General features: G+C 27.1%; 14 protein-coding genes. 6 read left to right on the top strand and 8 right to left on the bottom strand.

The features are described from left to right. Positions 1–11 precede the first annotated feature (11 nt). Positions 12–1289, top strand: coding sequence for a phosphomethylpyrimidine synthase ThiC (thiC, locus tag HF862_RS01485; RefSeq protein ID WP_170186142.1), 1278 nt, complete (start codon positions 12–14; stop codon positions 1287–1289). 53 nt (positions 1290–1342) lie between these two features. Here the strand turns inward: thiC and HF862_RS01480 are convergent, their stop codons facing one another. The 4 genes from HF862_RS01480 to HF862_RS10085 are packed head-to-tail and all read right to left on the bottom strand — an operon-like array spanning position 1343 to position 4299. Then, a complete protein-coding gene (locus HF862_RS01480) occupies positions 1343–2488 on the bottom strand; it encodes an aminotransferase class I/II-fold pyridoxal phosphate-dependent enzyme (RefSeq protein ID WP_170186141.1) in 1146 nt (381 codons plus the stop codon). 17 nt (positions 2489–2505) lie between these two features. Further along, positions 2506–3570, bottom strand: coding sequence for an iron-containing alcohol dehydrogenase (locus HF862_RS01475; protein ID WP_170186140.1), 1065 nt, complete (start codon positions 3568–3570; stop codon positions 2506–2508). A 1-nt stretch (position 3571) separates the two neighbouring features. Continuing rightward, positions 3572–4171 (bottom strand): substrate-binding periplasmic protein, encoded by a 600-nt coding sequence (locus tag HF862_RS01470; RefSeq protein WP_370456836.1) that lies wholly within the window; start codon positions 4169–4171, stop codon positions 3572–3574. Then, a complete protein-coding gene (locus tag HF862_RS10085) occupies positions 4168–4299 on the bottom strand; it encodes a hypothetical protein (protein ID WP_255456927.1) in 132 nt (43 codons plus the stop codon). The genes HF862_RS01470 and HF862_RS10085 overlap by 4 nt, the downstream gene beginning before the upstream one ends. 544 nt (positions 4300–4843) lie before the next feature. Between HF862_RS10085 and ggt the strand changes: the two genes are divergently transcribed. The 3 genes from ggt to HF862_RS01455 all read left to right on the top strand — a co-directional run bounded on the left by ggt (position 4844) and on the right by HF862_RS01455 (position 7653). Next, positions 4844–6475 (top strand): gamma-glutamyltransferase, encoded by a 1632-nt coding sequence (gene ggt / locus HF862_RS01465; RefSeq protein ID WP_170186139.1) that lies wholly within the window; start codon positions 4844–4846, stop codon positions 6473–6475. Positions 6476–6553: 78 nt separating this feature from the next. After that, entirely contained in the window at positions 6554–7093 is a 540-nt protein-coding gene (locus tag HF862_RS01460; RefSeq protein WP_170186138.1) for a chromate transporter, read from the top strand. Further along, entirely contained in the window at positions 7090–7653 is a 564-nt protein-coding gene (locus HF862_RS01455; protein WP_170186137.1) for a chromate transporter, read from the top strand. Before HF862_RS01460 ends, HF862_RS01455 begins: the two co-directional genes overlap by 4 nt. A 26-nt stretch (positions 7654–7679) precedes the next feature. On the opposite strand, the gene dtd is transcribed toward HF862_RS01455, so the two are convergent. After that, positions 7680–8138, bottom strand: a complete 459-nt coding sequence (gene dtd / locus HF862_RS01450) for a D-aminoacyl-tRNA deacylase (protein ID WP_170186136.1) — start codon at positions 8136–8138, stop codon at positions 7680–7682. Between the two features lie 202 nt (positions 8139–8340). Between dtd and HF862_RS01445 the strand changes: the two genes are divergently transcribed. Both HF862_RS01445 and HF862_RS01440 read left to right on the top strand, forming a co-directional pair. Beyond that, complete coding sequence (locus HF862_RS01445; RefSeq protein WP_170186135.1) at positions 8341–9855, top strand: nicotinate phosphoribosyltransferase; 1515 nt, start codon at positions 8341–8343, stop codon at positions 9853–9855. A 21-nt stretch (positions 9856–9876) separates the two neighbouring features. Then, the gene (locus HF862_RS01440; RefSeq protein WP_170186134.1) at positions 9877–10443 is read left to right on the top strand and encodes a xanthine phosphoribosyltransferase; all 567 of its coding nucleotides are present in this window, start codon (positions 9877–9879) and stop codon (positions 10441–10443) included. Between the two features lie 76 nt (positions 10444–10519). Here HF862_RS01440 and rfbD read toward each other — a convergent pair whose 3' ends face one another. The 3 genes from rfbD to HF862_RS01425 are packed head-to-tail and all read right to left on the bottom strand — an operon-like array spanning position 10520 to position 13689. Beyond that, complete coding sequence (gene rfbD / locus HF862_RS01435) at positions 10520–11359, bottom strand: dTDP-4-dehydrorhamnose reductase (RefSeq protein WP_170186133.1); 840 nt, start codon at positions 11357–11359, stop codon at positions 10520–10522. An 8-nt stretch (positions 11360–11367) separates the two neighbouring features. Further along, entirely contained in the window at positions 11368–12387 is a 1020-nt protein-coding gene (gene rfbB / locus HF862_RS01430; protein ID WP_170186132.1) for a dTDP-glucose 4,6-dehydratase, read from the bottom strand. Positions 12388–12444: 57 nt separating this feature from the next. Then, positions 12445–13689, bottom strand: coding sequence for a glutamate-5-semialdehyde dehydrogenase (locus HF862_RS01425; RefSeq protein WP_170186131.1), 1245 nt, complete (start codon positions 13687–13689; stop codon positions 12445–12447). Positions 13690–13695: the final 6 nt, after the last annotated feature.

The raw sequence follows: 13695 nt of genomic DNA, 5'->3' as shown, positions 1-13695 counted from the left end.
GAGGAATAAAGATGTATTCAACACAAATGGAAGCAGCAAAAAAAGGAATTTTTACTAAAGAGATGGAAATTGTAGCAAGAGATGAAAATCTTTCTAGAGAAGAATTGATGGAAAAAATAGCTCAAGGAGTTATAGTCATTCCAGCTAATAAAAATCATAAAAATTTATATCCTAGAGCAATTGGAGAAAAAACAAGAGTTAAAGTTAATGTCAATTTAGGTGTATCTGAAGATTGTTGTGATTATTCTCAAGAGATGATAAAAGTTCAAAAGGCTATTGAATATGGGGCAGATGCTATTATGGACCTTAGTACTTTTGGAGATACTCAAAAATTTAGAAAAAATTTAGTTGAGAAATCAGAAGTTATGTTAGGAACAGTTCCTATGTATGATGCAGTTGTAAAACTTGGTAAAAATATAAAAGATATGACTGTTGATGATTTATTTAGAGTAGTCGAAATGCACTGTGAAGATGGAATAGATTTTTTGACTATTCATGCAGGATTAAATAAAACTTGTGTAGATAGATTAAAAAATAATAAAAGATTAACAAAAATAGTAAGTAGAGGAGGTTCTATACTTTTCCAATGGATGATAGCTAATGAAAGAGAAAATCCATTTTATGAATATTTTGATAGACTTCTTGAAATTTGTAGAAAATATGATGTAACTTTAAGTTTAGGGGATGGTTTAAGACCTGGAAGTATTTCTGATTCTACAGATGCTCCACAAATTCAAGAATTAATTATTTTAGGAGAATTAACAAAAAGAGCTTGGGAAAAAGATGTCCAAGTTATGATAGAGGGACCAGGTCATATTCCAATGCATGAAATAACAACTAATATGCAAATTGAAAAGAAATTATGTCATAATGCACCATTTTATGTTTTAGGACCATTAGTAACAGATATAGCTCCTGGTTATGACCATATTACTGCAGCTATTGGTGGAGCCATTGCTGCTGCTTCTGGAGCCGATTTTTTATGTTATGTAACACCTGCTGAACATTTAAGATTACCTACTTTAGAGGATATGAAAGAGGGAATTATGGCTTCAAGAATTGCAGGACATGCAGCTGATATAGCTAAAGGATTGAAAGGAGCTAGAGATTGGGATAATAGAATGAGTAAATATAGAGGAACTCTTAATTGGGAAGGAATGTTTGAAGAATGTATAGACCCAGAAAAAGCTAAAGAATATAGAAAGTCTTCAACTCCTGTAGAAGAAAAAGTTTGTACTATGTGTGGAGATTTATGTCCAGTAAAAAGATGTAATGAGATTTTAGAATAAAAAATCTAAAATAAAAGGAACTATTATAAATTTTATAATAGTTCCTTTTAAATTTAAAATTTTAATTTTTCAATTCTATCAAAAGCTTCTTTTAATTTTTCAATATTAACTGTACATGCAATTCTTATAAAACCTGAAGTTCCAAATCCATCACCAGGAATAGTTACAATTCCATAATTCTCAATTAAAAAATTTGTAAACTCAATAGAAGTCATTTTAGTTTTTTCAATATTTATAAAAAGATAAATTCCACCTTGAGGTTTGATACAATCTAAAAAAGGAATTTTTTTGATTCTTTCATATGCATACATAACTCTTTCTCTAAATATAGGAACTTGAGTTTCTTTAATTCTTTTAAATTCTTTAAGAGCATATAAAGCAGCTCTTTGAGAAATTGCCACAGGGCTGTAAACAATTGATTGATTTATAAGATTCATACATTCAAGAATATCTTTTTGTCCAATAATATATCCTATTCTCCAACCTGTCATAGCAAAATCTTTAGAAAAACTACAGACACTAATTGTTCTTTCTTTCATATTAGGTAAAGTATAAATAGGAGTAAAAGAGTTTTCAAAAGAATAAAAATCATATACATCATCAGCTATGACTAATAAATCATATTTTACAGCAAGTTCTTTAATAATTTTTAGACTTTCTAAATTATAACAAACTCCTGTTGGATTACAAGGAGAATTTAGTACAATTGCTTTCGTTTTATCAGTAATTTTCTTTTCAATATCCTCTTTTATTAATTGAAACTTATTTTCAAATTTAGTTTCAACTACAATTGGAATCCCATCAGAAAGTTTTATTGCATCACTATAAACAGCAAAGAAAGGTGAAAGTAATATAATTTCATCACTTGGATTTAATATTGTTTTAAACAGAAGATAAAGTCCATGACATGCTCCTGAAGTAACTAAAACCTCATCAGTAGAAAAATTATAATTTCTAAAATTTTCTTTATGATATTTACAAATTTCTTCTCTAAGTTCTAAATATCCAGCAGGATCTGTGTAGTGAGTATGACCATTTAAAGCGTCTTTATAGGCTTTTTCTATAATAATTTTATCTGTTGTAATATCTAAATCACCTATTCCTAAATTAATTGTAGGAAAAGAACTTTTATTAATTACTTTACTTTCTCCCATAGGAGAAGACATGGTTTGATATTTATTAGCAATAAACTTTCTCATTTTAATTTCTCCTCTAACTAATTATTTTTATAAAATAATGCTTTTTTTAAATTGTTTTTATTAATATTAAAATCAAAATCTATAAGGTCTGGTCCTTTTAAAATTTCTTCTAATATATCATTTTCTTTTTCTAAAAATTCTTCTAATCTAACAATATTTGTTAAATTTATTGGAAATTTTAATTTTTTATAAAATTCTGTTAATTTTTTATATTCTTCTAAATTATTTTCCAATAAAAGTTGAACTAAAATTCCATATGCAACAACTTCTCCATGTAAATGTTCTTTTTCAATTCTAGGAAGAACAGTTAATCCATAAAATACAGAGTGTGCAATAGCACCATTTAAAAAGTCATCTATAAAATTAGATACCATTCCAGTTGTTACAATTATAGTTAAAACTATATTTTTAAAAGCTTCATTGATTTCTTGAGAATAATATCCATCTTCACTATTTTTTATTATAATATTTTTACAGTTATGTGATAATTCTATAGCCATCTGAGTTGGAAAATTTATTTTTTTATTATTAGCTAAGCAATATTCATGTTTTATTTTAACTTCATAATATTTTGCTAAAGTATCTCCTATTCCAGCCCATGTGTATCTAGAAGGAGACTTTTTTATAGTTTCTAAATCTATAAATATTTTTTCAGGTGGTGCTTTAAAGAAAGATATTTCTTTAAAAGTTTTATCCTGATTATAGACAACAGATAAAGCTGATGTTCCAGCACAAGTAGAAGCAATGGTTGGGATTATAAAAATAGTCTTATTTATTTGATTAGCCACTAATTTAGCTGTATCTATGACCTTTCCTCCACCAATTCCTAAAATTAAATCTATTTGTTTTCCAATTATATTTTTAATTATAGTAGAAGAATGCTCATAACAACATTCTCCTAAATAATTTTCAATTATAATATTTTTATCCTTTAATATAGGTAAAATGTTTTCTTTTACAGATTCAAAAGACTTATTTCCTGTAATTATTAAAATATTGTGGAAATTTTCTAATTCATTTTCTAAAGTTTTCCATATAACTTTATCCACATAATAACTTGTAAATGAGAAATTTTCAAACATATTAAACACCATATTTCTTTCTTAAATTATCTATAGTACCATCTTCTAACATCTCTTTTAATACTTTGTCAAATTTTTCTAAAAGTTCAGCATCATCTTTATTAAATGCAACAGCTTTAGGTTCTCCTTCTTGGAATCCTATTAACATTAATTCAGAATTTCCATTAAGATAACTATTGGCAACACTTTCATCAACAACAATAGCATCAACTTTTTGAGATTTTAGAGCTATAAGAGCAGCAGTATTTCCAGCAAAAGGAACTACTTTTGAATCTTTTATTTTTCTAGCTGAAGCTTCTTTGGTTGTTCCTAATTCTGCTCCAAAAGTTTTTCCAACTAAATTTTCAACTCCATTTATTGGATTAGATTTATTTCCTAAAAAAGCCACTTTAGATACTAAATAAGGTGTAGAAAAATTAACAGATTTTGCTCTTTCTGGAGTAATACTCATACCAGCAATAACTATATCCAATTTTTTTGTTTGAAGAGCTGGGATTAAACCATCAAAATTTATATTAGACCATTGATACTTTATCCCCATTCTTTTAGCTGCTTCTTCGATTATATCAGCATCTAACCCACAAACTTCTCCATTTTCTATATATTCAAATGGAGGATATTCGGCATTAGTTCCAACAATAAAAACTTTTTCCTCAACTTTTTTTCAGATGAACCACCACAAGCAATAAACATAAAAACTAAAGACAACACAAATAATAATTTTTTCATAGATTCCTCCTAAATTTTATAATTAAAAATAAAAAAATACCAGCCAAAAAACTGGTATTTTGAAAACAAATAATAATTCCCCTCATTAAAAGGCATAAAAATATATTAAAAAGATTTCAAAAAGACATTTTTTTGGAACAAAAATAACTATTCAATTGTAGATTGCTCCTCCTTAAATATCTTAACATAATCTCCTCCAAATTTCTTAGTATGAATTTTTTAGCATTATAATACAATTTTTTTTAAAAGTCAATAATTTTTTTTATTTATAAAAAATTATTTAATTTTTATGATACTTAATTATCCTAGATAACTTTTATTGATTATTTAAAATTTATTAATTATAATATTTAATATATTATTCAAAAATTTTATCATATAAAAAAGTTATAAAATTTATAAAAAATATTTTATTTAAAAAGGAAAATTTAATAAATTTAATAATAATAAAGGCATAAAGAAAATTTTTTATTAGAATTTAATTGTTTAAAAGATTTTCTTTTCTAGTTTATAATTTTATGAAAATATTAGTTTAGGAGGGGTTATGGATTTTATTTTTGATGCTTTAAAATATAGTTATCCTTCAACTAGAAGAGTAGTTTATGGAAAAAAAGGAATGGTTTGTACTTCTCAACCTCTTGCTGCTCAGGTAGGATTGGATATTTTAAAAAAAGGTGGGAATGCTGTTGATGCAGCTATAGGAGTGGCTGCTGCTTTAACAGTTTTAGAACCTACAAGTAATGGAATAGGAGGAGATGCTTTTGCTCTTGTCTGGATAAAAGATAAATTATATGGAATGAATTCTTCAGGACCAGCTCCTATGAAATTTAATACAAAAGAAGTTATAGAAAATTATGGAAATACTATGCCTAAATATGGTTGGATTCCTGTAACTGTTCCAGGAATTCCATCAGCTTGGGCTGAATTATCTAAAAAATTTGGAAAATTATCCTTAAAAGAAATCTTGAAACCAGCCATAGAATATGCTGAGGAAGGATTTCCTGTTTCTCCTATAATTTCTAAATTATGGAATACAGCTTTTGAAAATTATAAAAATTCTTTTGAAGAAAATAATCAGATAAAAGAAGAATTTAAACCTTGGTTTGAAACTTTTATTTTTAATGGGAAAGCACCTCAGCCAGGAGAATTTATAAAACTTCCAAATCATGGAAAAACTTTGAGAGAATTAGCTAATACAAATTGTGAATCTTTTTATAGAGGAAAAATTGCTGAAAAAATAGATGAATTTTCTAAAAAAACAGGAGGATATTTAAGAAAAGAAGATTTAATGAATTTCAAAGCTGAATTTGTAGAGCCTATAAGTACTAATTATAGAGGTTATACTGTTTCTGAGATTCCACCTAATGGACATGGAATAGTTACTCTGATGGCTTTAAATATTTTAGAAGGATTTAGATTTGAATCTGTTAGAGAATCAGCAAAAACTATTCATAGACAAATTGAGGCCATGAAATTAGCTTTCGTAGATGGACAACATTATGTAACAGACAGTAGATATATGAAAGTTACACCAGAAAAATTACTTTCTAAAGAATATGCGGAAAAAAGAAGAAAATTAATTGGAGAAAAAGCTATTGACCCTAAATATGGAGACCCCTCTTGTGGTGGAACCGTGTATCTTTGTACAGCTGATAAAGATGGAAATATGGTTTCATATATTCAAAGTAATTATATGGGATTTGGTTCAGGAATAGTTATACCTGATACAGGAATTGCTCTCCATAATAGGGGAAATAATTTTAATTTAGATATTGAAAGTGAAAATTGTGCTATTCCAGGTAAAAAACCATATCATACAATAATTCCGGGATTCTTATCTAAAGATAGAAAACCTATAGGACCATTTGGAGTAATGGGAGGTTTTATGCAACCACAAGGTCATTTACAAGTTTTAACAAATACTATTGATTTTGGAATGAATCCTCAAGAAGCTTTGGATGCCCCTCGTTGGCAATGGGTAGGAGGAAAAAAAATTGAAGTAGAAAGAAATTTTCCATATGCTCTAACAGAGGAATTAATTAGAATGGGGCATGATATAAAAGTTGTTCCTGATTCTATTGCAATGGGAAGAGGACAAATAATTTGGAGAAATGAAGAGGGAGTTTTAGTTGGAGCTACAGAACCAAGAACAGATGGAATAGTAGCAGCTTGGTAAATATAAAAAATTATTTACTTAAAAATAAAAAGATTATATAATATTTATGTAGAATTTACTAAGTTTAAGGGGATTAATATGGAAAAAGAAAAAAGATCATACTGGAAATTATTTCTTTCAACATTTTATTTAAGTGCTTTTACTTTTGGAGGAGGTTATGTTATAGTTCCTCTTATGAAAAAAAAATTTGTTGAAGATTTAAAATGGATAGAAGAAAAAGAAATGTTGGACTTAGTTGCTATTGGGCAATCTTCTCCTGGACCTATAGCTGTTAATACATCTATTCTTGTAGGATATCAAAGTGCTGGAATTTCTGGAGCTCTTTGTTCAATAACAGGAACAATTTTACCACCACTTATAATAATAACTATAATTTCATTTTTTTATGAAGCTTTTAAAAGTAATATAATAATAAATTCTGCACTAAAAGGAATGCAAGCTGGAGTTGCTGCTGTCATTTTTGATGCTGTCTATAAAATGGTTTTAGATATTGTTAAACAAAAAAGATTAAGTCAACTTATAATAATGATAGTAGCTTTTATAGTAGCTTATGTATTTAATATAAATGTAGCCTTAATAATAATTATAGCTGCTCTAATTGGGGTGATAAAAAAATGATTTATTTAACTTTATATTGGAGTTTTGTACAAATTGGACTTTTTAGTATAGGTGGAGGATATGCTGCTCTTCCTCTTATAGAACATCAAGTTATAGAAATTCATCAATGGCTTACAATAGCAGAATTTACAGATCTTTTAACTATTTCCCAAATGACTCCAGGACCTATAGCTTTGAATGCTTCAACTTTTGTTGGTACTAAAGTTGCAGGACTATTAGGAGCTATTATAGCTACTATAGGATGTGTTACTCCATCTTGTATAATAGTTATGACTTTGGCATATTTTTATTATAAATATAATAATCTAGCTGTAGTAAAAAAAGTCTTAGATGTTTTACGTCCTGTTGTAGTAGCTTTAATCGGATCAGCTGGACTTTCTATAATTGCATCAGCATTTTGGGGAGAAAAAGTTATAGGAAATTTAGGAGATATTAATAAAATAGCAGTAATTTTATTTTTATTAGGAATTGGAATTTTAAGAAAGTTTAAATTAAGTCCTGTAACAATAATATTTATTTCTGGGATAGTTGGTGTAATTGTTTATAGTGGTTTAATATAAAAGATAGGAGATTTTTCTCCTATTTTTTATATACTATTTATATTTCTTGTATCAATCATCAAAGTTACAGGGCCATCATTAATAAGAGAAATTTTCATATCAGCACCAAATTTACCAGTTTCAACTTTACCAATATTAAATTTTTTAAATTTTTCTATAAAACTTTCATAAAGTGGAATAGCAATATCAGGTCTAGCAGCTTCAGTAAAACCAGGTCTTTTTCCCTTAATACAATTTCCATAGAGAGTAAATTGAGAAACTATGAGTATATCTCCAGAAATTTCATCAAGTCCTAAATTCATTTTTCCATTTTCATCTTCAAAAATTCTAAGCCCCTTTATTTTATTAGCTAACCATTCAACTTCTTTTTCAGTATCTGTGTGAGTAATCCCTAAAAGAACTAAAAATCCTTTTTCTATTTTTCCTACAGATTTATCTTCGATTTTAACTTCAGATTCAAGAACTCTTTGTATTAATGCTCTCATAATTTTCTCCTTAAATACAATAATTTTTATTTTAATTATAGATATTATACTATACAAAAAAATTTTATTCAATTAAATAAATATAAATATTATCTCTAAAAAATTAAAATTAAGTTCATTTTTTTTTGATTTAGTGCTATAATATCTCTAATATCATATAAAAAATAAAAAGTATATATAAATAAAAGTGATGAGGTAGAAAATGGAGAGAGTAAAAGCATTAACAGATTTTGCAAGAGTTATAAACTCAGATAGATATCAATATACAGAAAGTGATATCTTTGTAATGGAAAATACTCATGAAAGAGAAGCTATTTTTGATATGTATTTCAGAAAAACAGAGGATAATGGTCTTGCCGTAGTATCTGGAATATATGAGGTAGTAGAACTTGTAAAAATTTTAAATGAAACTTCTGAAGAAGAAAAAAGAAAATATTTTTCTGAAATAATTAAAGAGCAGCATCTAGTGGATTATCTATCAAAATTAAAATTTACAGGAGATATTTTTGCTATGAGGGAAGGAGAGATAGCTTATGGAAATGAACCTGTAATTACAATAAAAGCTCCTCTTATTCAGGCTAAAATTCTAGAAACTCCCATATTAAATATTATGAATATGCAAATGGCTATTGCCACAAAAGCTTCTAGAGTTACAAGAGCGGCTCATCCAATAGCTGTATCTTCTTTTGGAAGTAGACGTGCTCATGGTTTTGATAGTGCTGTATCAGGAACAAAAGCTTCAATAGTAGGTGGGTGTATGTCTCATTCTAATCTTGTAACAGAATATAGATATGGGGTACCTAGTGTTGGAACAATGGCACATTCTTATATTCAAACGTTTGGGGTTGGAAGTAAAGCAGAAAAAGAAGCTTTTTCAACTTTTATAAAATATAGAAAAAATAGAAAATCAAATGCTTTAATTTTACTTATTGATACTTACAACACTTTAAAAATGGGAATAAAAAATGCTATAGAAGCTTTTAAAGAAAATGGAATTGATGATTCTTATGATGGAATTTATGGAGTGAGAATAGATTCTGGAGACTTAGCTTATTTATCTAAAAAATGTAGAAAAGCTTTAGATGAAGCAGGTTTAAAAAAGGCAAAAATATTTTTAACTAATGGATTAAATGAAGATTTAATAAAGTCTTTAAAAGAGCAAAAAGCTTCAGTTGATATTTTTGGTGTTGGGGATTCAATAGCAGTTAGTAAATCAAATCCTTGTTTTGGTGGAGTATATAAAATTGTAGAAATAGATAATCAACCTGTTATAAAATTATCTGAAGATTTAATAAAAGTTTCAAATCCAGGTTTCAAAGAAGTGTATAGAATATATGATAAAAATGGATTTGCATATGTTGATGTTATAACTCTAGCAAGAGAAAAAGATGAAGATAGAGAAAATATAATTAATGGAGAAACTTTTAATACTAGAGATGAACAAGATCCACTAAAAAATAGTACATTAGTAAAAGGAGAATATACTTATAAAAAACTTACTAGAGTTTATGTAAAAAATGGAATCATAACAGACGAACATAAAATTTTAGAAGATGTAGTTGGTTCTAGAAATTATTATTTAGAAAGTCTTGAAAAAGTATCTGAAGAGAGAAAAAGATTGGAGTTTCCTCATAAATATAAAGTAAATTTATCAAAAGATTTAAGAGAATTAAAAGTTAAATTAATAGAAAGTATATCAAAAGAAATTAATGAATAGATAAGGAGAAGATACAAGTTTATGGAAATGCTAAAAAAAATGATAATTGAAAAAGGTCATGTTTCAAATTCTGCTTTATTAAAAGTAGATAGCTTTTTAAATCACCAAATTGACCCTAATTTAATGTATGCTATGGGAGAAGAATTTAAAAAAATTTTTGGAGATTTAGGAGTAAATAAAATATTGACTATTGAGGCTTCTGGAATAGCTATAGGAGTTACAACAGCACATGCTTTTCAAGTACCTTTAGTTTTTGCTAAAAAAAATAAACCTTCTACAATGGGAGATAGTTATAATACAGTTGTTCGTTCTTTCACTAAAGGAAAGGAATATAATATTACAGTCTCTAAAGAATTTTTAAATAAAGGAGATAAAATTCTTATAGTTGATGATTTTCTTGCTATGGGCAATGCAATTTTAGGATTAAAAACAATAGTTGAAGAAGCAGGAGCAGAAGTGGTAGGAGTAGGAATTGCAGTAGAAAAAGGATTCCAAGATGGAGCAAAAATTTTAAAAGAAGCAGGAATAAACTTATATTCTCTAGCAATTATTGATAGTTTAGAAAATGATAAAATTACTCTTAGATAATAGAGATAAATTTAAAATATAAAATAAAGGGTTATTCAATATTTAGTTTACTAACTAAGAATAACCCTTTTATTTTTTATTTATTTTCTTCTAAAAATCTATCAATTCCATTTTGCCAAGTGGGAATTTTTTCATTTAAAATTTTTTCAATTTTTTCACTATTTAATTTTGTATAAGGGGCCCTTTGAGCTTTTAAATTAAAATCACTAGTTTTAGCTTTTTTTACTTCCCCATTCCAACCAATTTTATTTAATAGATATTTTCCTTGATCATATTTTGAAGCTTCACCATTATTAGAGAAATGATAAAGTCCATATTTTTTTGTTTGAATAAGTTTCCAAGTAAAATAAGCTAAATCTTTAGAATATGTAGGACTTGATATTTGGTCATCTACTAAAGATAGTTGTGTTTTTCCATTGCTCCAGTTGATAACTTGTTTATTAAAATTATTGTTGGCAATACCGAAAACCCAAGAACTTCTTACTACAAAAGATTTCTCATAATTTTTTAAAACTTCTTGCTCTCCTAAATATTTTGTTTTTCCATAGACAGATAAAGGATTAGGAATATCTTCTTCAGTATATGGAGAATTTTTTTTGCCATCAAATACAAAGTCAGTAGAGTATGTTATATATTCAGCACCTATTTCTTTAGATACTATTGCTAAATCTCTAGGGGCATAGGTATTTAATTTTGTGCAAAGTTCTATCTCGTCCTCTGCTTTATCAACATTATTATAAGCAGCACAATTTATAATCAAAGAAATATTTTTGTTTTTTACAAAAGCCCTTACTTTTTCTATATCTGTTATATCCAAATCATTTACATCAGTAGCTATGTATTCTATATTTTTTTCTTTAAATAATCTTTGAAAATCGAAACCAAGTTGTCCATTAGCTCCTGTAATTAATATCATAATATCACCTATTTATTTTCATACATTTTTTTATAATAATTTTGGTATTCTCCATTTATTATATTTGTCCACCATTCTTTATTATCTAAATACCATTTTATTGTTTTCTTTATTCCTTCATCAAATAAAGTTTCTGGTTCCCAGCCTAATTCTTCTTTTATTTTTGTTGGGTCTATTGCATAACGCATATCATGTCCTGGCCTATCTGTCACATATTTTATTAAATCTTCTGATTTTCCAAGCTCCTTTATTATAGTTTTTACTACTTCTAGATTAGTTCTTTCATTATGTCCACCAATGTTATAGACTTCTCCAACTTTTCCGTTATGAATTATCATATCTATTGCTCTACAATGGTCTTCTACATATAACCAATCTCTTACATTTTCACCTTTTCCATAAACAGGTAATTGTTTGTTATTTAATGCATTAGCTATCATTAAAGGAATTAATTTTTCTGGAAAATGATATGGTCCATAGTTGTTAGAACATCTTGATATTGTAATAGGTAATTTAAATGTTCTTTGATAAGCTTGTACTAATAAATCAGCAGAAGCTTTTGAAGCCGAATATGGACTTGATGTATGTAATGGAGTATTTTCTGTAAAAAATAAATCTGGTCTATCTAAAGGTAAATCACCATAAACTTCATCAGTTGAAACTTGATGATATCTCTTTATTCCATATTTTTTACAAGCATCTAATAAAACACCTGTTCCTATTACATTTGTTTGCAAAAATATTCCAGGATCCTCTATTGATCTATCCACATGACTTTCAGCAGCAAAGTTTACTATTATATCTGGTTTTTCTTCTTCAAAAAGATTATATACAAACTCTCTATCAGCAATATCTCCTTTTACAAATTTAAAGTTTTTATTTTCCATTACAGGAGCCAAAGTTTCAAGATTTCCAGCATAAGTTAATTTATCAAGACAGATAATTTTATAGTCATTATATTTTTTTAACATATAGTGTACAAAATTTCCACCAATAAACCCAGCTCCACCTGTTACTATTATTTTCATAAATTATATTTTGTATGATAAATAAAAATATTTATCTATACAATACCTCCTTTTAACTTATTTTCTTACTTGCCCATTTCCTAATATTACATATTTAGTTGTAGTAAGTTCTTTTAATCCCATAGGACCTCTAGCATGAAGTTTTTGAGTACTAATTCCTATTTCAGCTCCAAAACCAAATTGACCACCATCTGTAAATCTTGTAGAAGCATTAACATATACAGCAGCAGCATCAATCTCATTTAAAAATCTTTGAGCATTAGAATAATTTTCTGTAACTATACATTCTGAATGTTTAGTTCCATATTTTGCTATATGTTTTATAGCTTCATCTAATCCCTCTACAACTTTTATTGCTACAATATAATCTTCATATTCTGTTGCCCAATCTTCTTCAGTAGATTCAATAGAATTTTCTATATATTTTTTTACAGTTTCATCTCCTCTAATTTCTACATTTCTAGAAATTAATTCTTTTCCTAAATCAGGAAGTAAATCTTTAGCAATATTTTTATGAATTAAAAGAGTTTCAACTGCATTACAAACACCAGGTCTTTGAGTTTTTGCATTTATAATTATATTTATGGCATTATTTAATTTTCCACTTTCATCAACAAAAATGTGACAATTTCCAACACCTGTTTGAATACAAGGAATTGTACTATTATTAATAACTGTATTTATAAGTCTTGAACTTCCTCGAGGGATTAAAACATCAATATATTCATGAGCTTTCATAAGTTCATTTGCAATTTCATGACTTGTATTTTCTACAATTTGAATTGCATTTTCATTCAAGTTACATTCTTTTAAAACTTCTTTAAAAACTTTTACAATAGCAATATTAGTATTTATAGCTTCTTTTCCACCTCTTAAAATAACAGCATTCCCACTTTTTAAACATAATCCAAAGGCATCAGCTGTAACATTTGGACGAGATTCAAAGATTATAGCTACTACCCCTAAAGGAACTCTTTTTTGTTGAATAATAAGTCCATTAGGCAAAGTTTTTCCATATATAAATTCTCCTACAGGGTCATTTAAAGAAACAATTTGTTTTAATCCTTCAGCCATATCTTTAATTCTTTTTTCTGTTAAAGTAAGTCTATCTATAAAAGCATCTTTTACTCCAGATTCTTTAGCCTTTTCTACATCTTTTTTATTAATTTCTATAATTTTAGTAGAATTTTTTAAAAGAGCTTCAGCAGATTTTAATAAGACTTCATTTTTAATTTCAGTTGAAAGTTGAGCAATCTGAATTTCAGCTTCTCTTGCTAATAATCCTAAATTTTCAATATACATATAACC

The organism is Fusobacterium sp. FSA-380-WT-3A (genome assembly GCF_012843705.1).
In the GTDB taxonomy this organism is placed as follows: domain Bacteria; phylum Fusobacteriota; class Fusobacteriia; order Fusobacteriales; family Fusobacteriaceae; genus Fusobacterium_B.
The sequence above is the reverse complement of the archived record's forward strand: the minus strand, read 5'-3'. Positions and strand labels throughout refer to the sequence as shown.

Bases quoted from the DNA above. Each gene is read 5' to 3' on its own strand.
- dtd (WP_170186136.1), bottom strand. From the start codon at position 8,138: ATGAGAGCATTAATACAAAGAGTTCTTGAATCTGAAGTTAAAATCGAA.
- ggt (WP_170186139.1), top strand. From the start codon at position 4,844: ATGGATTTTATTTTTGATGCTTTAAAATATAGTTATCCTTCAACTAGA.
- HF862_RS01425 (WP_170186131.1), bottom strand. From the start codon at position 13,689: ATGTATATTGAAAATTTAGGATTATTAGCAAGAGAAGCTGAAATTCAG.
- HF862_RS01460 (WP_170186138.1), top strand. From the start codon at position 6,554: ATGGAAAAAGAAAAAAGATCATACTGGAAATTATTTCTTTCAACATTT.
- HF862_RS01480 (WP_170186141.1), bottom strand. From the start codon at position 2,488: ATGAGAAAGTTTATTGCTAATAAATATCAAACCATGTCTTCTCCTATG.
- rfbD (WP_170186133.1), bottom strand. From the start codon at position 11,359: ATGATATTAATTACAGGAGCTAATGGACAACTTGGTTTCGATTTTCAA.
- HF862_RS10085 (WP_255456927.1), bottom strand. From the start codon at position 4,299: ATGAAAAAATTATTATTTGTGTTGTCTTTAGTTTTTATGTTTATTGCT.
- HF862_RS01455 (WP_170186137.1), top strand. From the start codon at position 7,090: ATGATTTATTTAACTTTATATTGGAGTTTTGTACAAATTGGACTTTTT.
- rfbB (WP_170186132.1), bottom strand. From the start codon at position 12,387: ATGAAAATAATAGTAACAGGTGGAGCTGGGTTTATTGGTGGAAATTTT.
- HF862_RS01440 (WP_170186134.1), top strand. From the start codon at position 9,877: ATGGAAATGCTAAAAAAAATGATAATTGAAAAAGGTCATGTTTCAAAT.
- thiC (WP_170186142.1), top strand. From the start codon at position 12: ATGTATTCAACACAAATGGAAGCAGCAAAAAAAGGAATTTTTACTAAA.
- HF862_RS01475 (WP_170186140.1), bottom strand. From the start codon at position 3,570: ATGTTTGAAAATTTCTCATTTACAAGTTATTATGTGGATAAAGTTATA.
- HF862_RS01445 (WP_170186135.1), top strand. From the start codon at position 8,341: ATGGAGAGAGTAAAAGCATTAACAGATTTTGCAAGAGTTATAAACTCA.